Source organism: Paenochrobactrum sp. BZR 201-1 (assembly GCF_044987585.2).
Taxonomy (GTDB): domain Bacteria; phylum Pseudomonadota; class Alphaproteobacteria; order Rhizobiales; family Rhizobiaceae; genus Paenochrobactrum; species Paenochrobactrum pullorum.
In genome coordinates this window covers 80,326-101,446 of the sequence record NZ_JBJDRZ020000004.1, presented here as the reverse complement: position 1 = coordinate 101,446, position 21,121 = coordinate 80,326, and the positions used below count along the sequence as shown (strand labels likewise).

The following is a 21,121-nucleotide window of genomic DNA, read 5'->3' as shown; positions in this document are numbered from 1 at the left end:
CGCTTAGCCAATAAACGAAAACCTGCAATAAAAAAGGCGGGATACTACCCGCCTTTTCAATCATTTCAGCTTAATTACAGAAGCTCAAGCAAAATTTCATGGTTGCCATCTTCAGCAATCGTGATGCTTTCCATGGATTGGGCTAGTTTTTTACCGTCAACCATTACTGTTCGCGCCTTGGCACCGCGTTTCACCACCACATGATAATGCGCTTTGCCAAAGTGCAGATCGGCTTCAAAACCATCCCATTCCGGTGGCAAACAAGGCTCGATAAAGAGCTGATCACCACGGCGTTTAAGCCCCAAAATGCCTTCTGTAGCAACACGGAAGAACCAACCGGCGGAGCCTGTATACCATGTCCAGCCGCCCTGTCCGCGTCGCGGCTCCACCGAGTAAATATCAGCGGCAATTACATAAGGCTCGACGCGGTAGGTCTCAGGTTCTGCCCCGTGATTGACCGGATTGATCATCGAGAACAGCTGATAGGCTTCTTTAGCCTTACCCATTTTGGTCAGTGCCAGAATGGCCCATGTCGCACCATGAGTATATTGGCCGCCATTTTCACGCACACCCGGCGGATAGCCTTTAATATAACCCGGCTGTTGCTCGGTCTTGTTAAATGGCGGCGTAAAGAGACGTAGCAACCCGCCCTCACCATCCAACAGATGCTCATGCAGCGATTGCATTGCCTGTTCTGCACGTTCATCAGAAGCCGTGCCCGACAAAACGCCCCATGATTGCGCGATCGCATCAATCGAGCATTCGTCACTCTCTTTCGAGCCAAGCAAAGCGCCATTGTCGTAGAAGCCACGGCGATACCATGCACCGTCCCAGCCATCACGCTCCAAGGCTTGTGCGAGGCTTTCCAGATGTGCACCCCACTCTTTCACACGAATTTGGTCGTTACGGCTTTGGGCAATCGGCAGCATTTGTTTGAGTGTATAGCTCAAGAACCAGCCAAGCCAGACGCTTTCGCCACGCCCTTCAACGCCGACAAGGTTCATGCCGTCATTCCAGTCGCCCCCCAACATCAATGGCAAACCATGCTGGCCGGTGCGTTTGATGGCAAGATCAAGCGCCAAGGCACAATGTTCATAGACACTCACCGTGTGCTCGGTGATTTCCGGCTGATAGAAGGCATCATGCTGGCCTTCTTCAAGCACCGCCCCTTTTAAGAAAGGTATCTGTTCATCCAACACAGCCGTATCGCCGGTGGTTTCCACATAAAGCGACGCTGCATAACCTAGCCAGACGACATCATCGGAAATCAATGTTCTGACGCCTGCACCCGTTTCCGGTAGCCACCAATGCTGCACGTCACCTTCTTCAAATTGACGCGATGCAACATTGATCAACTGCGTACGTGCCAAGCTTGGGTCAAGCAGCAACAGCGACAGGCTATCTTGCAACTGATCACGGAAACCAAAGGCACCACTGGCCTGATAGAAAGCAGCACGTGCCCAGATACGGCAGGCTAGGCTTTGATATGGCAGCCAACCATTGACCATCACGTCAAAGGACTGATCAGGCGTTTTGACCTGTACCGGTTTAAAGAATTCTTTCCATTGGTTGCGGCAAGCTTGCAATGCGGCGTCAAAATCAACGCCCCTGATATCTTCAAGCAATGCGCTTGCCGATGCCTCATCTTTCTCGTCACCAAGATAGAAGATGATTTCTTTGGTCTCGCCGGCTTTCAATTCAAAATTAAAAGCTAAAGCGGCACAAGGATCGCGCCCGGCTTCAACAATATTGGAAAGTGCCTGCGCTTTCATCACGGCATCCGGCATTTCCACCGAACCGGTATGGCCGATAAATTCGGAACGGTCGGAGGTGACGGATTGCGGCTTTTGCGACATGGCGAAAAACGCAACCTGCTTTGAGCGGTCAGTGTGATAAGGATTGCGTGCCAGAAGAGCATGCAAATCTGGCCGGTAAGACGGCACAATAAACGGCGCATTTTTGGCGCGTTTATTGCCAAGCACCCATTCGGCATAGGCATAGCTACGCAAATGACGTTTGCCCTTGCCCTTATTCGTAACAGTCAGACGTGATAAGCGCACCGGTCTTTCCGGATCAACAATATGGGTCAGTTCCAGCGCCACATCGCCGTGGTTTGCCGAGAATGTGCTGAAACCATGCCCGTGACGCGCCTGATAAGTGACTGCCGCATCACGCACCACACCAGCCGTTGGCGCAAAGCTTTTGCCGCTCTCCAGATCAACCAGATAGATTGCCTCTCCACTGCGGTTAGTAACGGGATCATTCGCCCAAGGGGTCAGCTGATAATCGCGGCTGTTGCCGGCCCAAGTAAAGCCTGCCCCTTCCACTGAGACATGGAAACCAAAATCCGGATTGGCGATGACGTTAATCCACGGATGCGGTGTCACCATATGACCGTTGAGACGCACGACATAAGCGCCCTCACTGTCAAAGCCGCCATAGCCGTTCCAGAAGGATAAATCACTTCCATCCGGTGCCGGATAGGTCTGGCGCGGTGCAGGAATTGGCAGTGCGGGAGCTTTTTTGCTGCTATCTTTATCGGCGGCCGCTTCTTCTTTTTCACCATAACCGATGACTGCCAGTCCGGCTGTCTCGGACACTTTTAACGGCTTAGCGTCACGTAAAGCAGCCAAATCGCCCGACAATTCATCACTACGGCGCAATTGCTCCGCCAGCGAACCATTTTGCGCGTGCATCACAATGCGAGCCGATGCCAGCAAAGTATTGTATGTTTCCACACTCATCTGATCGCGGCGAACCGAGAAAATATGTGCCCGCATTTCATGGCTGCGCGCGCGGAAACCTTCCAAAATCCAGTCAATCGCGCGCTGGGTATCCTGAGCGTAAGAGAAGGCACGCTCATTGACTACCACCACATCAACAATCAAGCCTTTGCTTAGCCAATATTCGTGCGCTTTCAATAGACCACGCAGCACATCGAGATCAGCTTCATTGTCAATTCTGAGCGCAAAAATCGGGTAGTCACCAGAAATCGATGCCGGCCACAAGTCTGATTGTTTGCCAAGGCCCGAAGCGATGGTTTCCGGCGGCTGACGTAAAGTACGATCCGGATAGGTCAGATAAGATGCAATCTTTTGGCACTCGACGGCTTCTGCAGATTTCATGCCGATATGATAGAGCTGTACCTGCGAACGTGTCCATGAGAGCGAATATTCACGCACAAAGCTTTCGGAGAAATTGTGCTGTGCGACAGCTTCTTCCAGAGAGGCACGTGTTTCGGCAGCCAATGTCCAGAAGACAAGGCTGACTTTTTTATGCGCCGGTACACGCACCCTCGTGCGCACCGATGCGATCGGATCAAGCACACAGCCCTGCGAACCTGTCAGATGCGAGCCCACATCAAAAGCTGCCGGATTGCGTAAATTACGGCCACGGCCAATAAAGGCGCGACGGTCGGTTTCAGCTTCCACTTCACGCGCCGCACCCGACATATCGGTGACGAAATGCGCCACATGCATATCCGGATCGGATGGTGCACGTTTGCGACGGCTCGCATAAATGGTCGTGCCGTTACCGGCGATTTCCGTCTCCACGAACATTTTTGCAAAAGCCGGATGCGCCGTATCATTATCTTCAGTGTTCAGCACCAATTCCGCATAAGATGTCACATCCAGCACACGGTCTCGCGAGCTGGTATTGATGATATCAATGCGGCGGCCTTCACCGTCAGTTTCAGAGGTGACAATCACTTCCACAACGGTTTTGATATCACCGGCCGTTTTATAAAACTCGGCCTTGTCCTCGGTAAAGACCGTCTTGGCGAGCTCATGGGTCGAGCGTGTCGGCTCACCGGTGGCAGACCACCATGCACCACTTTCCACATCTTTAAGGAAAATGAATGTGCCCTGCATATCCTCCGATGCATCCGGCTGGAAACGCGTCACCATCAGATTATGCCAACGGCTATAGCCCGAACCATTGGCGGTGAGCATCAGCGAATATTGACCATTGGACATCAGGTGTGTGCTGCGCGGAGCTTTGAGTGGTTTTTCAATAATCCGCATCGGCGCATCATCAAAACCACCGGCATCCACACGCATCGGGTTTTCTGTCTTGGCATAAACCATCGGAATTTCGCGCGGCGCTTTTTCCTGCAACAGCAATTCGGCCGCTTCAATCACCGGATCACTATGGAAACGCTCGCGCATACGACCTTCAAAAATCACATTATTGACCGCGATAATCGCCATGCCGTGATGGTGGGCATAATAGTTTTGCACTACTGCGTATTCCTGACCTTCACGCACACGCGAAGGGGTGAAGTCAACGGAATCATAGAAACCATAGCGGCCAAGCGCACCAAGTTTGTCCAAACGCTTGAGATTTTGCACCGCAGCTGCAGGCTGATATTGCGAAGCCAATAAGCTAGCATAAGGGGCAATCACCGCATTGCGCGACAGGCCGCGTTGTAAGCCCAGTGTCGGCACACCAAAGTTTGAATATTGATAATTCATATGCGCATCACGGGCATTGAAGGCTGCCTCCGAGATACCCCAAGGAAGTCCGCGCGAGGTGGCATATTCAATCTGGCGCTGCACTACCAGCTTGTTGGTTTGATCAAGCATCGAGCCGAGCGGTTCTGACATCACCAAAGGCGGCATCAGATATTCAAACATCGAGCCCGACCAGGAAAGCAAGGCGCCTTTCCAGCCGACTGGCACCAGCAGACGGCCTAAGCGGAACCAATGCTCCACCGGAACATCGCCCTTGGCAATGGCAAAGAGACTGGCAAGACGCGCTTCGGATGCAAGCAGATCGTAGCAGCTTTCATCCAGCTCGTTTTCCTGCACGCGGAAACCAATCGACAGCAAGCGGCGTTCTTTACGCTCAAGGAAACCGAACTGCATATCAAAGGCAAGCTGGCGCGAACGGGTGGAAAGATCACTCAATATTTGACGTAAACTATCGGTATTATGTTCACCGATCGCATCATCAGTGTGCGCCTTACAGGTTTTGATTAAAACCTGTGCCCAATATTTGGCCTCAGCGCTCTGCAGTGTTTCCACCTCCGTATCAAGCTCTGTCATCAGACGATGAATATCATTGGCAAAAAGCGACAGATTGATGGTACGGAAAGAAGCGGTTTCCGGTTCTTTCTTGATCGTCTGCACTGCACGGCGGAAATTGGCAATGCGCTCTTCCAAACGTCGGCGCAATGGGCGCAATATACGTCTGTCATCAGGAATTTTGACAATTTCCTGCTCCAGCACGTCGTTGACGTCCAGAAGACCATTAAGATCGGCCTGCAAATAGACCGAAGGTGCTTCTGACCATTCTTCCAAAGCGGATGAAAGGGTGACCAGATGACCGGCGAGATTGCCGCTATCCACTGCCGACACATAAAGTGGCTGCAATGGATTAAGCGTATCGGTCTCATACCAGTTATAAAGATGGCCTTGATATTTCTCCATTTTTTCCAAAGTATCGACGGTTGCAGACAAACGTCTGATCGTCTCGTCAAAGCCGATCCAGCCGAAATCACGCGCCGCCACGACGGACAACACATAAACACCGATATTGGTTGGCGATGTACGTTGTGCCACCAAAGGCGCCGGATCTTCCTGAAAATTATCCGGTGGCAGATGATTGTTATCTGCATTGGCAAATTCATCAAAGAAGCGCCAAGTCCGACGGGCAAAGCGGCGTAAATCCCCTTTATCCGAGGAACGCACTTCCAATGTATCTTGCGGTTTGGCCGAACGGCTGACCAGCCATGCAATCAGCGGCGAAGCAAACCAAACCACAAAAAATGGCAGCGCAATAAGCAAGGATTTCGTGCCCACCGATAAAGGAGCGAGCAGAGCCACAACAGCAATCGCCATAGCCGGCCACATCAGCCATGCATAATAAGACAATGTATCGGGTGAAGATTTCGCCTGAGCGGCGGTGTGCCATTCCAGCAAATCACGTTTTGACACAAACAAACGATAAAGCGTGCGGATAATCGCATCAGCCATCAAGAATGCCGAATGAGCAAGGAAGGATGTGCGCAATGCTACATCCGCAGTACCTAGGCCGATGTCGGTCAGAATGGATTGCGCATGGCCTTTCAAAGAATAATCCATACTGACCGGAATGAGATTGGTAACGATGGAAAAAGTCGGTGCGATAAAAATCGACAACAGCAGAAAGAACTGCCAAACAGCAGCAGCGCCGACCGGCAGCACGACCCAACCCGAGACGGAAGCCAGAAGCCACAAAACCGGATTGAGCGAACGACGTAAATTATCCACCATCTTCCAGCGGGTGATCGCATTGATACCGCTTTTCATTGAGAAGAGATAAGGCAGCAACTGCCAGTCACCACGCGCCCAGCGATGGTGGCGCGACACGTCAACATTATAGCCGGTCGGGTAATCTTCCACCACTTCCACATCGCTGACCAGCGCTGCACGGGCATAGCCACCTTCGAGTAGATCATGGCTGAGAATAGTGTTTTCTTTTATCCGGTCTTTCATCACCGCTTCAAAAGCGTCGATGTCATAAAGGCCTTTACCGGTAAAGGTGCCCTCACCCAGCAAATCCTGATAAGTGTCGGAGACCGCAAACACATAAGGATCAATACCACGATTGGCAGAGAAAACGCGCTGCAGGAAAGAGGCATCGTCACCGGTGGTCAGGGATGGTGTCACGCGCGGTTGCATAATGCCGTAACCGCGCACCACACGACGTGTTTCCGGATCAATGACCGGACAATTGAGCGGATGGCTCATTTTACCGGCAAGATAGGTCACCGCTTCCGGTGTCAGACGCGTATCAGCATCCAATGTCATTACAAAGCGAATACCGGCCGGCAGTTTTTCATCCGGCGGGAAGAAGCTCGTATCGCGATCACCGCGCAAGAGCAGATTGAGCTCATGCAGTTTGCCGCGCTTGCGCTCCCATCCCATCCAGCAACCTTGCTTGTTATTATATAAACGACGGCGATGTAAAACAAAGAAGCGCGGTGCATCAATTGCACCATATTGCACGTTCAAACGGGCAATTTCTTGCTGCGCATAGTCATAAATTTCCATATCCGCAGGTGTAACTTCAACCTCTGCATCCAGCCAATCACTGACCAGTGCAAAATATACCTCACCGCGCGGATTGGTCAGATAATGCACTTCCAAATTACGGATCTGCTCATCAACAGTATCGCGTGAATTGATCAGCGTCGGAACAGCCACCAAAGTGCGCGCTTCTTCCGGCAAGCCATCTTTATATTCATAACCGATCAAGCGTGTTGGCTGTAAAAACCACGGAACCAAAGAGTTAACCAGCGAATAACTCGCTTCCATCGCCGGAAACAATGCCAATATGACAAACAAAAACTGCAACTCGCCCGGCAACCCCAGACGGCTCATGCAATATTCCACGAGCCATAAAAGCAACCCGGTGAGAATTGCTGTCGGCAGGAACAAGCCCCAAAGACCGAGACCACGATAAAACCGTTCAAAACGCACAGAAAAAGGAATATTATAGCTGCAGATTTCCTCCAGCTTTTTTCGTCCGTCACCAGCTAAATAATAGGCGATCGCACCTGTACCTTTGGCAGCATCATGACCGGCAGCCTCTGCCGCTTCACCATCTTCCGCCAATCTCAATGCAGCATGGGTGATTTCCACCTCGCTCATTTTAGAGCGACGTGCCAACTTTTCAATGGTCACACGATAAGCATTGCGTGAGCGGAAATCCAATCGCTCGAAATCGCATTTCTCACGCAAAATCGCATCAACAACACTGACTGTTTCAAACCATGACGGCCAATCAATATCGTCAATCGCTTTGAGGCTGCGAATAAGATTACCCATCGTTACGCCACCGCTGGACTGACGGGCATGTTCTTCGACAATGGCATCTTCGCTATCGGTACCAACACGCTTCAATTCGGCTTCAAGCCATGACGTGGAAGGCCCCGTATCGGTTGGTGCACTGCGCAAGCGATACAGCAAATGAGTGGTGAAGGTGCTGTCGGCTACCACCGGCTGAATATGTGCCAATACAGCGTTCAGTTCATCATCATTTTTAACGACAATGATTTCATCAGCTGCACGGTTGGCAAGATTGCGCATATTGCGCGCGCGCTCGACACGCAGCGCAAGTCGGCGTGCATTTTCAATCAGCACATAACGGATGGCGGAAGGAAGCGCCCAAAGCTCCCCGATACGCAACGGCTCTACAGTTTGAAAACCCTGCACCAGCGCAGTCAGTGTTTTCAGTGAAAAGTTACTGTCGATATGGCCGACATAAAGCCAAGCGAGCGCAAAAATACGCGGCATATCCGGCATTGACGGATAGACCGGCAACTGTCGCATAAAGCGCGGCGGTAAATCACGGCGCACCTGCTGGATATTTTTATCGATCAAATAATGGTTATCAAGCAGCCACTGTGCGGCAGGTGTAATGGTTTCACCCGCACGTGCTGCCGCATCTGACGAGCGATAGGCATGCAGAATAAATTTTGCGTTTTCTGATAATCTTTTGTCAAAAGCGAACTGCTCATAACCCGATAAAGCCAGCGCTTCGCCGCGTGCCACAGAGGCTGCGATCTGCTGCAATTCTTCCGGTGTTTTATAATTTAACCGCACCGGTGCGGGCTGTTCAGGGGGCAGGATCATCTGATCGTTGGAAGAAAACATCGAAGACAGCGAAGAAGACAATTTGGGCATATGCCTTGGCAGCCTTTCAGGTAGAAATCATCAGATGCATATTGAGAAAAGCTTGGAAGGATTTTTCAAAATCAATATGCGGTGGATCTAAAAGTTGAGAGAGTTACACGTCACAAGCGGTACCGATGCAGCTGCATGTCCGAAAACCAAAAGCATCCTTAATCAATACCAGACAGAGAATTGAAACCCCTCTTAATTGGAAGATAACGAAGTAAAACACGAATAGTTCCGTGTCTGCGAACAAGATTAGGCCAAATTGCGTCAGAGCTTATTGCTGTGACGCAATTTGGCCAATTCTCAATGCACTTTTCGTTCCGGTTTTTAATCTTGTGTTATAAAAAGCGCTTAAAATACAAATAATTCGAGCAAAGCTGCCCAAGAGCACGACTTAGCCTAAAAACAACGACCAATGATGCGGGCGGAATTTCAAACTTGCCCCTTCAGGCTCAGGCAAATTGGCCGGCACTTCAATTTCTACCGATGCATTGCCTTCATCAATATTCAGCTCCACACGACGCCTGCTACCAGAACGGCGACTGCTTAAAATCACACCGTCAATGCCATCTTCATCAGCACCTACCACCACAACATCATGCGGTCGGAAATAAAGCAACCCTTGGCGCTCAGGAAAGCCGTCCGCCTTCAAACCGCTTGGAGCATTTTGAATAAAAATTTCACCATCCCTGACTTCGACAGTCAGATGATTGGATTCACCGACAAAACCATAAGTGAAAGGTGAATTCGGGTGATCATAAACCTCATCAGGTGTACCAACCTGTTCAATCTTGCCTTGGCTCATCACCACCACGCGATCGGCCAGTTCCAGCGCTTCATCCTGATCATGGGTGACAAAAACTGTCGTATGGCCGGTCTTTTCGTGAATTTCGCGCAGCCATTTGCGCAATTCTTTACGCACCTGCGCATCCAATGCACCGAATGGCTCATCCAGCAACAAGAGTTTTGGTTCAATCGCCATAGCGCGGGCAAGCGCTACCCGCTGACGCTGACCACCGGAAAGCTGCGACGGATAGCGATCTTCAAGCCCTTTCAGCTGGACAAAATCCAAAAGCTGCAAAGTACGGCGGCGAATTTCCGCATTTGTTTCACGCGACCCCCGCGGGCGCACTTTAAGACCAAAACCAATATTATCAGCCACAGTCATATGCCGGAACAGTGCATAATGCTGAAACACAAAGCCGACATTACGCTCCTGCACGGTTTTGGCAGAGGCATCTTCATCGCCAAAGAAAATGGCGCCTTCAGAGGGAGTTTCAAGCCCTGCAATCAGCCGCAACAAAGTAGTTTTCCCCGAGCCTGAAGGCCCAAGCAAAGCGATTAACTCGCCTGAATTGATATCCAATGAAACATTATGCAAAGCCGGAAACTGGCCAAACTGCTTCTTCACATCAACAACGCGAACATCCATTAAATACGACCCCTCAATGCCTGCCGCCATTGCTTGCAAGTTCTGCGCTATAGCGCATTTCCAAAAGCGCTTTCAGCGCCAGCGTTAAAAGCGCCAGCAAGGTCAGCAGCGATGCCACCGCAAAAGCGCCGACAAAATTATATTCATTATAGAGAATTTCCACATGCAGCGGCATGGTGTTGGTCAACCCGCGAATATGGCCGGAGACAACAGAAACTGCCCCGAACTCGCCCATTGCACGCGCATTGCACAGCAAAACACCGTAGAGCAGCCCCCATTTGATATTCGGTAAAGTCACATACCAGAAGGTCTGCCAGCCGCTGGCACCAAGCGACAAGGCCGCTTCTTCATCACCTGTGCCCTGTTCTTGCATCAAAGGTATCAACTCACGTGCAACAAAGGGGAAAGTGACAAACAAAGTTGCCAGTACGATACCGGGAACCGCAAAAAGAATGTCGATATTATAGGATTTCAGCCACGGCCCCAACAGACTTTGGCTGGAAAACAACAACACAAAAACCAGACCTGAAATCACAGGAGACACCGAAAAAGGCAGATCGATCAAAGTGGTCAAAAAAGCTTTGCCCTTGAACTCGAATTTAGCAATCGCCCATGCGCCAGCCACACCAAAAAACAGATTAACCGGCACGGAAATAGCCGCCACAAGCAAAGTCAGGCGGATGGCCGCAATTGCATCGGGCTCTATAAAAGCATCAAAATAATGCGTTACACCTTTGCGGAATGCTTCGATGAAGACCGTCAGTACCGGTAAAATCAGCACCAAGCTCAAGAACAACATTGCAATCGCGATCAGACTAAAGCGTACCCAGCCTTGTTCGCTCACCGCATGATCATCGGCAGGCAGAGTGCGCTGATCAATTTTGATAGCCATATTTCCTCCTGCTCCAGCTTTGCAAAAGATTGATGATAAACAACATCAAAAATGACAAGAACAGCATGATGGTGCCGATAGCTGCTGCGCCGCGATAATCAAACTCTTCCAGCTTGATAACGATCAGCAAAGGTGCAATTTCCGACACATAAGGCGTATTGCCGGCAATAAAAATCACCGATCCATATTCACCGACACCACGGGCGAAAGCCAGCGCGAAACCGGTCAGAATTGCTGGTTGCAACCCCGGCAGCAACACCCGCCAAATGGTTTGGAAACGACTGGCACCAAGAGTTGCCGCCGCTTCCTCAACCTCGCGGCTGATCTCTTCCATAATCGGCTGAACGGTGCGCACAATAAAAGGCAGACCGATGAAAACCAGCGCAATCACAATACCGGCTTTGGTGAAAGCCACCCGCGTGTTGAATTGCATCAAGATACTGCCGATCCAGCCATTGGGCGCATAAATAGCAGTGAGAGCTATCCCTGCCACTGCTGTCGGCAATGCAAAGGGCAAATCAACAATTGCATCCACGAGACGTCGTCCCGGAAAGCGGTAACGCACCAAAACCCATGCCACCAACACGCCGAACACCACATTGATGAGCGCGGCCACAAAAGCCGTGCCAAAGCTTGTTTGCAGCGCATAAAGAGTGCGCTGATCCATAGCGATACGCCAAAACCCGGCCCACCCCAAGCCACTGGCATAAAGAACCAATACAGCCAGCGGAATGAGAATCAACAGGGTCAGATAGGTAACACTCAAACCAAATGTGAGCCTGAAACCAGGCAACACACTCGGTTGACGAAAGTTAAAACCACCCGGTCGCGTGAGCCCTGATGACATCAATCACACCCTTTGGTTTTGAGAGCAGTTATGTTCACGAAACCAAACAAGATCATCTGCCCGGCTTGTAAATCTGGTCAAAAGTACCGCCATCACCAAAATGATAAGGCTGTGCTTTTTTCCAACCACCGAAAATCGGATCGTCAATTGTCAGCAATTTCACATCCGGTAACGGCTTCAACTGACCTTCAGGTACCAGCTCCGGCAAAGACGGACGATAATAATGCTTGGAAGCTATCGCTTGACCCTCAGGTGAATACAGATACTGCAAGTAGCTTTCCGCTAATTTACGAGTACCCTTGCTATCCACATTTTTATCCACCACAGCAACTGGCGGTTCTGCCAGAATGGAAACCTCCGGCACAACAATATCAAAGGCATCGTCGCCAAATTCGGCCACCGACAAATAGGCTTCATTTTCCCATGCCAGCAGCACATCACCTAATTGGCGCTGCACGAAAGTGGTGGTCGAGCCGCGCGCTCCCGTATCCAATACCGGTACATGGCGGAAAAGTTCAGAGAGATAGCCTTTGATCTTCTCTTCATCGCCATTAAATTGCTGATGTGCCCATCCCCATGCAGCCAGATAATTCCAGCGCGCACCACCCGATGTTTTCGGGTTGGGCGTAATCACCTCGACACCGTCTTTGGTCAGATCTGCCCAGCTTGTAATATTTTTAGGATTGCCCTTACGGGTCAAAAACACGATTGTAGATGTATAGGGGGCTGAATTTTTCGGCAATTTTGTCCGCCAATCTTCAGCAATTTTGCCCGTTCGTTCAACAATAGCATCAATATCGCTTTGTAACGCCAGCGTTACCACATCGGCATCAATACCATCAATGACAGAACGCGCCTGTGCGCCCGATCCGCCATGCGATGTGCGGATTGTGATCGTTTCACCGGTTTCCGCTTTCCAATGTTTTGCAAATGCTGTGTTATAATCCTTATACAGCTCGCGCGTCGGATCATAAGACACATTCAGCAGCACTTGCTGTGCGGCCACTACCCCTGTTGCTGCTCCCATCGCAGCACTCGCCAGAAAAGCACCCGCCAACACTCTCACAAAAGTCTTGTTCATGCATGCCTCCATCTGGTTAACAATGTTCAGCCTAGCAAAATGTGAGGCAAAGAAAACTTATGAACACCACCTGAAATAGCGTGATCGCAGAAAATATAACCTCTACCCGCACTTCACGGAAAATAGATTTCCAAGACGCTTGCTCAACCTGCTTAATGTAGCAGGCCTGCTGCCCTGCATCTATACAAAAAAAACACCCCCGTTTTTACACTGGCTTAAAAACCACGATTGCGCCGTGTCACAGCGAAGCCGCAAATATAGCGCACTTCATAATAAGGATCGACGATCATTGTAACGTCACGGCTCTCGCAACGCCGGTTGGATGAATTCAAATAAGCTTCGGCTGCATCACGCACCACCACCGGTGAAACCGGATCTATGCCACTTCCCAGCGCCAAACCTTTCACAAACCCACGGGATGCAGAAGGATCGATCGAAGGGCCAATCAGAATTTTCTTCTGTTCGCGATTTTCAACAATGCGATAGCTGCGGCCATCATCGGTTTTATAGTCGATGGCTGGTAAACCGGCATAGTTTTTTTGCGTATAATCAACGCCTGCACAACCGGAAACCAGAACTAACACAAGGCTAAAACCTGCTAATTTCGACATTTTTTCTCTGTATTTAAAAATGATACCAGACAGAATAATCGTTTATGACCTTACCCACGTTACTGCCATTCAACAGCTATGCACCATAAAAGATCACTTTTTCGTGTGCTCTTTTAACGCTTATTCGCGGCATAAAAAAGTCAGAGCCTGCAGTCGCTCATGCAGATTATTATTTATGTTTTCATCTTTCCTAATTCATGCCATCAATCTATCATAAAATAAGATGGTTATGAACGGAGTTTAGATGATGAAATCAATTGCCTTGTTGACGATGGGCGCCGGCCTGATCTTACAAGCTGGTGTCACAATGGCACAACCTGCCGGCGGCGATACGATCCAAAAAGTTGACTATTATTGTGAACGCAACATCGTCATTCCCGTCACCTATATCAACACAGCCGCAGGAACATCTTTTGCAGTTCTCAATGTTGACGGCAAGCAAGTTTCCATGACCAATGCACCAAGCGGAAGCGGCGCGCTTTATATAGCAATCGACGAACAGGACAGCTATCGCTGGCATGAAAAAGCCGGCGAAGCCGTGCTATCATTCCTTGAAGCAGACCATACCGCTGAAGAACAAATCCTGCTGAAAGAATGCCGTGCCGATGATCTGAGCGAAGACGAAAATTAATCCATCACCTCCAAATGAAAAAGCCGCCTGAATATGCATTCCAGGCGGTTTTTTTAATTTTCATGGCACCAGATAATGGGCGTCCCATTGATCATGAGGGACGATGTCACCCAATTTATATTTGAACGACAAAATCGTCATCCGATCAGTATCGGTTTCACAAGTGTAAGAGAGACGGTACCATTGATTACGACTGCGCAAAGCAGCCCCTTTCGCCACAATGGATTGCGGCTTAATGCTGGGTTCAGCAAAAGCATAGGCCAGCACTTTATCAGGGCTGAAGCCGGGTTCTGAACGACCAACCGCCTCCATTGCTTCCACATCACAGCGTTGCTCAAGGCGTGTCGCAGGATCCAGTTTTTTTAACTGGGCAATTTCCAGCGCTGTCATGGCATTTGCCGGCATTGCAAAAAACACAGTGCCAACAATTATAAATTCATGCAGTTTCATCAGGCTCTTTTCAGTCAAAATCCGTAAAATATATTAATGATCCGGCCTGTCAGAAGAACGGAAAAGGAGCGAATAGGCATTAAAAGCAATTTAATGCCCATAGTGCAAGACATTGCAAAATGAATTTAACGCTTGCAAACAGGAAAGCGCAAATTAAGGCTTTTTTTAAGCAGAATAGTTAAAAGGAACTTTCGCATCTTCAGCATAAGTTCTATTGCGACCGCCATTTTTGGCCTTATATAAATTCTTGTCAGCACGTTCGATCACCGCCCAGATATCTTCATGATGATACAATTTAGCAATACCGAAACTACAGGTCAGAATATGCGTATCCTCAAGCCCATCGAAGAAAGTCTCTTCGATTTCATTGCGTAATCTTTCAATCAAAATATAAGCTTGCTCGACGCTTTTTTGATGCAAAATCAGCACAAATTCCTCACCACCCAGACGAATAGCCAAATCGCGCGTACCTATGGAGCCTGACAGAATAGATGCGAATTGCTTGAGTACTTTGTCACCCGTTGCATGACCGTAAGTGTCATTAATATTTTTAAAATGATCAATATCGCACATAATGATGCTATCGGCGCGGATACGTTTTTCTTCCGAAATTGCGCTCAAACGATTCATCAAGCCACGACGGTTCAAAAGACCCGTCAACACATCCGTATCGCGGTCACGGGTCAAAAGCGCGATAACCTCCATCCCGACCGAGAGAATGATAATTACGCCAAATACCAGCCCCAGAATGGCCGACCAAAAGGAGGTCATATCCCAATAAGAACTATCTAAATATGCATCCACCTGCATAACCTTATGAACGGTATCATCCGTCATTAATACTTTCGGGAAGAAATGCAGCCCCACCAAAAGCAAGCAACCAAGCAAGATACGGTCTGCATTGGTGCCCCACACCAGTTTGCGCAACCGGAAAACCGCAATCAAAAAGAATGCAGCCATACCAAAATTAACCAAGTAAATTCTCGCAAATAAATTGTTATCAAAATAATAAAAATAGATAATTCCGCAGATTATTATCATAAGTATCAAAACATAAACGAAAAGATTAATCGTTTTTCCAGAGCGGTAAAGCACGCCGCCCGTCATAAGCTGACTTCCCAAAATATAACAGAAAGCGCTTGTGACAGAACTCCCGCCTTTAAACGGGATAATTTCAACCGTTTGAATGCAGGCAGCAAGAGAAATTAAAAGGAAACCTGCGGCACAAATCAGAAGATATTTACGCTCACGCGAATAGGACCAGACGCTGCATAAAAAGAGTGAAACAAGCAATAAAACTGCAGGCAATGCAAATTTCATAACGTAGTTCGCCCTCCCCATTAGCGGCTCTGCCTTTCAAACAGCTGCGAGCTTATTATTGAAATCGGCAGAGATGAAACAGGCCGGAAAAACTGTTATATTTAAATATTCCCTGCGCTTTCTCTCTTCTAAAGTCATAAGAGAAAGCACAGAAATTATATCTCAACGCGTCTGGTTTGTAACCAGTTTATTTCTTATCTTAAAAGATAATCCTTATCTCAAGATAATACCGTAATATTATGAAATATTGCTGGCGTTATGCGGCTTGCTTTTCTTTTTCGCCTGCCGGAAATGCTCCACAAATTTGCTGTGTAATCATTTCAGCAGTAACGGCCGACAAAGTCCAACCCAGATGTCCGTGACCGGTATTATAGAAAACACGCGGCTTGCTGCCCGCACCGACGCGGGGCATCATATCCGGCATCATCGGACGCAATCCCGCCCACGGCACCACGCTGGATGTGCTCATTTCAGGGAAGAAGCTGCGGCTCCATTCCACCAATGGCCGAATGCGATCATGACGGATATCGCGATTATCACCGTTATATTCGGCCGTACCTGCAACGCGCAAGCGTGTCAGCCCCAAACGGCTGGTGACGATTTTTGCATCATCATCAAGCAGGCTCACCCAAGGTGCCGCCTGCTGGCAATGTTCAGTATCGAGATTAATGGTGATTGAATAACCTTTAACCGGATAAATATTGACCCGATCACCCAGCATCGAGGCAAAACGACGGCTGCCAATGCCCGCACAGATTACAACCGCATCAAATTGGGCTTTTTGCAGATCAGATTTTTCAGGGCAGGAATTGCTGCGCCAGCTGATTTCAATACCATTGCCGGTATGAGACAGGTTCTCAACATCGGCATCACCAATAAATTTCAGACCTTTGCGCATTGCCGCATCTGCAAGGCCGCGCGTAAATTTATGAATATCACCGGTCGCATCGGACGGAGTGAAAAAGCCGCCATATAAAGAGCCAGTCAGTGCCGGTTCGATTTGCTTTGCTTCTTCCGGAGAGACCGCTCTGCGATCAAGGCCGGCCTGAGTCAGCAATTGATTGACCTTTTCCGCATGGCGATAACCTGCTTCGTTCCGGTAAACATGGAGGATACCGCGTTTTTCCAGATCAAAATTGATGTTTTCTTCTTCGGCGATACGGTAAAGATGCTGACGCGCTTCAATTGCAAGCTTCGCCGTTGCAACGGTATTGCTCTGATATTTCGGAATATTGAGCATAAATTCCGTCAACCATGAATATTTATGCCATGAAGGTTTAGGGCTCATCAATAAAGGCGCATCTTTGCGCAAAATCCATTTGATACCTTTAAGAACTGTGCCCCAATTGTTCCAAACTTCCGCATTGGATGCAGAAAGCTGACCGCCATTGGCAAAAGATGTTTCCATGGCGGCATAACGGTTACGATCAAAAACCGTCACCTCATGCCCTTGTTTCAAAAGTGCATAAGCCGTCGTAATACCGGTAATACCGGCGCCAATAATTGCGATATGTGACATGTTAATCCCACAAACAGATGTTCCACCCGATCCTCTGAACCTGTAAAAGCCAGAAGACATGAAACCCCATCTGTCATGGAACCTGAGAGTTTGGCCTTTCCACGTGGCCGGATGTTAATTCATCCGTGCTCAGCGTTTCTGCCCTGATTTGACAACAAGGCGAAAAGACTTTCTCCTTCGGTGGGCTTAGCGGTTTTCAACCCTCGAAACCTTCAGCCGCTCTCCAGATGCTCTTTAACTAATTGGTCCTTTTGCCTGAGAGTTTCCGGGGTGGTTGCTCCGTCGGCGTCGGGTTTCCCGATCTCTTCCAGATAGTCATAATCGAGCGGGCTATGTATAAACTAATCTTTTAACGATAACAAGCAACATCAATAAAGGCTGAAATAACATTGTAATCCGATGACTTTACAGTAAAAGATGGGATTACCTCTCAACCGCCAACGAACGGAGCCCCAATATGAAACCCGTTTTTTTACAACTGCAATGCACCCCAGGCAAGACCTATCAGGTTGCAGAAGAACTGTTTCGCCGTGAAATAGCTTCCGAGCTTTATTCTACCAGCGGCGAGTTCGACCTGCTGATCAAAATCTACATCAAAGAAGAAGATGATATAGGTAAGTTTATCAATGATAATGTGCTCAATATTCCGGATATTGTCAGATCTTTGACAACACTGACATTTACCGCTTTTTAAATAACTTGTTCATAATATTATTATATTGTAATATTATTGCATCTTAATAAAAAATACACCTAAACTGCCTTTAAATGCACAAATTGACAGTCGTTAAATGCTTTTAAAGGCATATTATACAGCCTACGTCGGAAAAGGATTAACCGGTTTTCAATCAGGCAGGCTAAATATGCCAGTTACGCTTCAGGACTTGAACATTCTTATTGTTGAAGATGAGTTGATAACCGCCATGGATGTTGCGGCAACTGTGGAAGAGGCGCATGGCACAGTCTTGGGGCCTTGCAGTTCGGTGCAACATGCGCTGGATATTATTGAACACCACACTATCCATGCGGCGATATTAGACATGAATTTAAGTGACGGCAATGTTACGCCGGTACTGGAAAGACTTCTTGCCCACGGTATCTTTGTCATCATTTATAGCAGTGCCAGCCTGCCAAAAGAAATGACCAAGCGGCATCCAAGCCTTTCTTTCTTTCAAAAACCAATGCCACATGCCGTTTTGACTCGCGCTTTGATGAATGCTTTTTAAATTCCTGGCGCCAAAAGGCCAGTTGAACATACTACACAAAGCTTTAAAGTGAGTGTCGCTGCTGAGATGTGTCAGACCACTTTAAATTTTAAATTTTATATGGTAACAATATTTAGTCAGCGCATATTTGAAGCGCGACATCTTTCTCTTCCGATGACCGCATAAGCCCGCATCCTTCCTATGCATTGACTTATCCTTGGTCACACCACCGGATCAGAAAGTTGCATGCACAGCATGACCACTTCTGGAATGACTGCAATTTTAGTTTAAACATCTGGTCACACCAGAGCCTTTTTCGGACATGTCCGTTTTAAGGCCAAATGAAGCACCCCATACTAAACTTGCTTCATTTAGTCATGATTGTGAACATTAACGAACCTCTCGCTGGGGCAATTTGTCCTTTGCCCCTTGCGGGCGGTTCTGTAATAAAAATAACAAGATTATTGCATTCTTTTTACCCCGTGCTCTTGCAGTCGGGGGTGAAGAATTGCAATAAGCACCTTATATTATAACCAATGTCACATTATTTTTGAAATAATATGACAATTTAACTTGAATTCGTGAAGGACTTAGAATGCCTCCTTATCGTTCGCGCACTACCACCCACGGCCGTAATATGGCTGGTGCTCGCGGCCTTTGGCGCGCCACCGGCATGAAAGATGAGGATTTCGGCAAGCCAATTATCGCAGTGGTCAACTCCTTTACCCAGTTCGTGCCCGGTCACGTCCATTTGAAAGATATGGGACAGCTCGTGGCACGCGAGATTGAACGCGCCGGTGGTGTGGCTAAAGAATTCAACACCATTGCGGTTGATGACGGTATCGCCATGGGGCACGACGGCATGCTTTATTCGCTGCCATCACGTGAAATCATCGCGGACTCGGTTGAATATATGGTCAATGCCCATTGCGCCGATGCAATGGTGTGCATTTCCAATTGTGACAAGATCACCCCTGGCATGCTGATGGCCTCCTTGCGCCTCAATATCCCTGTTGTTTTCGTTTCCGGCGGTCCGATGGAAGCGGGTAAAGTTGTCTGGGATGACATCGAAAAAAGCCTCGATCTGGTTGACGCCATGGTGGCCGCGGCTGACGACAGTTACACCGACGAACAAGTTGCCACTATCGAGCGTTCCGCTTGCCCGACCTGCGGCTCCTGCTCCGGCATGTTTACCGCTAACTCGATGAACTGCCTGACTGAAGCACTTGGCCTCTCGCTGCCGGGCAATGGCTCCACGCTTGCAACACACGCTGACCGTGAACGTCTGTTTCTTGAAGCTGGCCGTCTCGTGGTTGATCTGGCACGCCGCTATTATGAACAGGATGACCATTCCGTTCTGCCGCGCCAGATTGCCAATTTTGAAGCCTTCAAAAACGCCATGACCCTTGATGTGGCGATGGGTGGCTCGACCAACACCGTCCTGCACTTGCTGGCAGCCGCGCACGAAGCAGAGCTTGATTTCAATATGAGCCATATTGACCAGCTTTCGCGCCATGTGCCGGTCTTGTGTAAAGTTGCGCCTGCTGTGCCTGATGTCCACATGGAAGACGTGCATCGCGCCGGTGGCATCATGGGCATTTTGGGCGAATTGGATCGCGCCGGTCTTCTCGATACATCGGTTGGTTCCGTTCACGCCAAATCTTTGAAAGATGCGCTTGATAAATGGGACATCAAACGCACCAATGACGAAAGCGTGCATGATTTCTTCCGTGCAGCACCAGGCGGCGTACCGACACAGGTGGCCTTCAGCCAGTCACGCCGCTTTGACAGCGTTGACAGCGACCGCGACAAGGGCGTGATCCGCAACAAAGCCCACGCCTTCTCACAAGATGGTGGCTTGGCTGTGCTTTACGGTAACTTGGCAGAAGACGGTTGCATTGTTAAAACTGCCGGTGTTGACGACAGCATTTTGACTTTCTCCGGCCCTGCCCGCATTTTTGAAAGTCAGGACAGTGCAGTTCTTGGCATTCTCAATGGCAAGATCAAAGAAGGCGACATCGTCCTCATCCGTTATGAAGGCCCGCGTGGTGGTCCGGGTATGCAGGAAATGCTCTATCCAACCAGCTATCTGAAGTCGAAAGGTCTGGGCAAGGCTTGTGCGCTCGTTACTGACGGTCGCTTCTCAGGTGGTTCTTCCGGTCTTTCTATCGGTCACGTTTCACCGGAAGCGGCTGAAGGCGGCACCATTGGTCTGGTGGAAGAAGGCGATATCATCAATATCGACATTCCAAACCGTATCATCCATCTGGATGTGGCCGATGCCATTTTGGCAGAACGTCGCGCAGCGATGGAAGCAAAAGGCTGGAAACCGGTTGAGCAACGCAAACGTAAAGTCAGTGCGGCGCTGCGTGCCTATGCTGCCATGACCACAAGTGCCGCTAAAGGTGCTGTGCGTGTTGTTCCTGAATAACAACAAGCCGATATAATCAAAAAAAGCGCAGTCCGT

General features: G+C 49.0%; 13 protein-coding genes and 1 riboswitch. Of the genes, 4 read left to right on the top strand and 9 right to left on the bottom strand.

Annotation, left to right across the window (positions count from 1 at the left end; translation table 11 throughout):
- Positions 1–74 precede the first annotated feature (74 nt).
- The 6 genes from ACI0FR_RS02305 to ACI0FR_RS02280 all read right to left on the bottom strand — a co-directional run bounded on the left by ACI0FR_RS02305 (position 75) and on the right by ACI0FR_RS02280 (position 13,529).
- Positions 75–8,672, bottom strand: a complete 8,598-nt coding sequence (locus tag ACI0FR_RS02305) for a GH36-type glycosyl hydrolase domain-containing protein (RefSeq protein ID WP_404907261.1) — start codon at positions 8,670–8,672, stop codon at positions 75–77.
- A 388-nt stretch (positions 8,673–9,060) separates the two neighbouring features.
- Positions 9,061–10,098, bottom strand: coding sequence for a sulfate/molybdate ABC transporter ATP-binding protein (locus tag ACI0FR_RS02300; RefSeq protein ID WP_404907259.1), 1,038 nt, complete (start codon positions 10,096–10,098; stop codon positions 9,061–9,063).
- A 13-nt stretch (positions 10,099–10,111) separates the two neighbouring features.
- On the bottom strand, positions 10,112–10,990 hold the full coding sequence (gene cysW, locus ACI0FR_RS02295; RefSeq protein ID WP_374829062.1) for a sulfate ABC transporter permease subunit CysW: 879 nt from the start codon (positions 10,988–10,990) through the stop codon (positions 10,112–10,114).
- Positions 10,974–11,837 (bottom strand): sulfate ABC transporter permease subunit CysT, encoded by an 864-nt coding sequence (gene cysT / locus ACI0FR_RS02290; RefSeq protein WP_374829061.1) that lies wholly within the window; start codon positions 11,835–11,837, stop codon positions 10,974–10,976. Before cysT ends, cysW begins: the two co-directional genes overlap by 17 nt.
- A 52-nt stretch (positions 11,838–11,889) precedes the next feature.
- A complete protein-coding gene (locus ACI0FR_RS02285; RefSeq protein ID WP_404907257.1) occupies positions 11,890–12,918 on the bottom strand; it encodes a sulfate ABC transporter substrate-binding protein in 1,029 nt (342 codons plus the stop codon).
- 215 nt (positions 12,919–13,133) lie between these two features.
- A complete protein-coding gene (locus tag ACI0FR_RS02280; RefSeq protein WP_404907256.1) occupies positions 13,134–13,529 on the bottom strand; it encodes a hypothetical protein in 396 nt (131 codons plus the stop codon).
- Between the two features lie 244 nt (positions 13,530–13,773).
- Here ACI0FR_RS02280 and ACI0FR_RS02275 point away from each other — a divergent pair, with 244 nt between their 5' ends.
- Positions 13,774–14,160 carry an MliC family protein gene (locus ACI0FR_RS02275; RefSeq protein ID WP_404907254.1) on the top strand — a complete coding sequence of 129 codons (387 nt, stop codon included), beginning with the start codon at positions 13,774–13,776 and terminating at the stop codon, positions 14,158–14,160.
- A 60-nt stretch (positions 14,161–14,220) separates the two neighbouring features.
- Here the strand turns inward: ACI0FR_RS02275 and ACI0FR_RS02270 are convergent, their stop codons facing one another.
- The 3 genes from ACI0FR_RS02270 to ACI0FR_RS02260 form a co-directional block, all read right to left on the bottom strand.
- On the bottom strand, positions 14,221–14,610 hold the full coding sequence (locus tag ACI0FR_RS02270) for a DUF930 domain-containing protein (RefSeq protein WP_374829057.1): 390 nt from the start codon (positions 14,608–14,610) through the stop codon (positions 14,221–14,223).
- 165 nt (positions 14,611–14,775) lie between these two features.
- Entirely contained in the window at positions 14,776–15,570 is a 795-nt protein-coding gene (locus tag ACI0FR_RS02265) for a GGDEF domain-containing protein (RefSeq protein WP_404907252.1), read from the bottom strand.
- A 616-nt stretch (positions 15,571–16,186) separates the two neighbouring features.
- Positions 16,187–17,449: a D-amino acid dehydrogenase gene (locus ACI0FR_RS02260; protein WP_374829055.1), complete on the bottom strand. Its 1,263-nt coding sequence runs from the start codon at positions 17,447–17,449 to the stop codon at positions 16,187–16,189.
- A gap of 233 nt (positions 17,450–17,682) precedes the next feature.
- Positions 17,683–17,769: riboswitch (glycine riboswitch) on the bottom strand.
- 137 nt (positions 17,770–17,906) lie between these two features.
- Here ACI0FR_RS02260 and ACI0FR_RS02255 point away from each other — a divergent pair.
- From ACI0FR_RS02255 to ilvD, 3 genes are all read left to right on the top strand, one after another.
- Positions 17,907–18,143 carry an Lrp/AsnC ligand binding domain-containing protein gene (locus ACI0FR_RS02255; protein WP_184222405.1) on the top strand — a complete coding sequence of 79 codons (237 nt, stop codon included), beginning with the start codon at positions 17,907–17,909 and terminating at the stop codon, positions 18,141–18,143.
- 169 nt (positions 18,144–18,312) lie between these two features.
- Entirely contained in the window at positions 18,313–18,675 is a 363-nt protein-coding gene (locus ACI0FR_RS02250) for a response regulator (protein WP_404907364.1), read from the top strand.
- Positions 18,676–19,249: 574 nt separating this feature from the next.
- A complete protein-coding gene (ilvD, locus tag ACI0FR_RS02245; protein WP_404907250.1) occupies positions 19,250–21,085 on the top strand; it encodes a dihydroxy-acid dehydratase in 1,836 nt (611 codons plus the stop codon).
- Positions 21,086–21,121: the final 36 nt, after the last annotated feature.

Excerpts from the sequence above, each read along its gene's own strand:
- ACI0FR_RS02305 (WP_404907261.1), bottom strand. The coding sequence starts at position 8,672 with ATGCCCAAATTGTCTTCTTCGCTGTCTTCGATGTTTTCTTCCAACGAT.
- ACI0FR_RS02300 (WP_404907259.1), bottom strand. The coding sequence starts at position 10,098 with ATGGATGTTCGCGTTGTTGATGTGAAGAAGCAGTTTGGCCAGTTTCCG.
- cysW (WP_374829062.1), bottom strand. The coding sequence starts at position 10,990 with ATGGCTATCAAAATTGATCAGCGCACTCTGCCTGCCGATGATCATGCG.
- cysT (WP_374829061.1), bottom strand. The coding sequence starts at position 11,837 with ATGTCATCAGGGCTCACGCGACCGGGTGGTTTTAACTTTCGTCAACCG.
- ACI0FR_RS02285 (WP_404907257.1), bottom strand. The coding sequence starts at position 12,918 with ATGAACAAGACTTTTGTGAGAGTGTTGGCGGGTGCTTTTCTGGCGAGT.
- ACI0FR_RS02280 (WP_404907256.1), bottom strand. The coding sequence starts at position 13,529 with ATGTCGAAATTAGCAGGTTTTAGCCTTGTGTTAGTTCTGGTTTCCGGT.
- ACI0FR_RS02275 (WP_404907254.1), top strand. The coding sequence starts at position 13,774 with ATGATGAAATCAATTGCCTTGTTGACGATGGGCGCCGGCCTGATCTTA.
- ACI0FR_RS02270 (WP_374829057.1), bottom strand. The coding sequence starts at position 14,610 with ATGAAACTGCATGAATTTATAATTGTTGGCACTGTGTTTTTTGCAATG.
- ACI0FR_RS02265 (WP_404907252.1), bottom strand. The coding sequence starts at position 15,570 with ATGGCTGCATTCTTTTTGATTGCGGTTTTCCGGTTGCGCAAACTGGTG.
- ACI0FR_RS02260 (WP_374829055.1), bottom strand. The coding sequence starts at position 17,449 with ATGTCACATATCGCAATTATTGGCGCCGGTATTACCGGTATTACGACG.
- ACI0FR_RS02255 (WP_184222405.1), top strand. The coding sequence starts at position 17,907 with ATGAAACCCGTTTTTTTACAACTGCAATGCACCCCAGGCAAGACCTAT.
- ACI0FR_RS02250 (WP_404907364.1), top strand. The coding sequence starts at position 18,313 with ATGCCAGTTACGCTTCAGGACTTGAACATTCTTATTGTTGAAGATGAG.
- ilvD (WP_404907250.1), top strand. The coding sequence starts at position 19,250 with ATGCCTCCTTATCGTTCGCGCACTACCACCCACGGCCGTAATATGGCT.